2 protein-coding genes are annotated in these 431 nt (G+C 62.2%); both read left to right on the top strand.

From position 1 onward, the window contains the following. The coding region (locus tag H3V53_RS43460) for an NAD(P) transhydrogenase subunit alpha part 2 (RefSeq protein ID WP_336603077.1) at nucleotides 1-312 on the top strand (312 nt) is incomplete at its 5' end. After that, a partial coding sequence (locus H3V53_RS43455) for an NAD(P)(+) transhydrogenase (Re/Si-specific) subunit beta (protein WP_336603078.1) occupies nucleotides 313-431 on the top strand: 119 nt, incomplete at its 3' end.

Raw genomic sequence — 431 nt, 5'->3', positions numbered from 1 at the left:
GTGATCAACCTGATCATTTTCGTGCTGGCGATCTACGTCGGCTACCACGTCGTCTGGAACGTGACGCCGGCGCTGCATACGCCGCTGATGGCCGTGACCAACGCGATTTCGGCGATTGTCATTGTCGGCGCGATGCTGGCGGCGGGCCTGACGGTCGGCGGCACGGGCAAGTTCTTCGGCACGGTCGCCGTTGCGCTGGCGGCCGTGAACGTGTTCGGCGGCTTCCTCGTCACGAGGCGAATGCTGGAGATGTTCAAGAAGAAGGAGCCGAAGAAGATCGCGGCGCCGGGCGGTTCGAAGGAGGGTGCGTAAATGAGCCTGAACGTCGTTACGCTCCTTTATCTGATCGCCTCGGTCTGCTTCATCCAGGCGCTCAAGGGCCTGTCGAACCCGAAAACGGCACGAACCGGCAACGTGTTCGGCATGGTCGG

This window comes from Paraburkholderia bengalensis, assembly GCF_037126505.1.
In the GTDB taxonomy this organism is placed as follows: domain Bacteria; phylum Pseudomonadota; class Gammaproteobacteria; order Burkholderiales; family Burkholderiaceae; genus Paraburkholderia; species Paraburkholderia bengalensis.
Note: the sequence above shows the minus strand (reverse complement) of the source record. Positions and strands in the feature narration are given on the sequence as shown.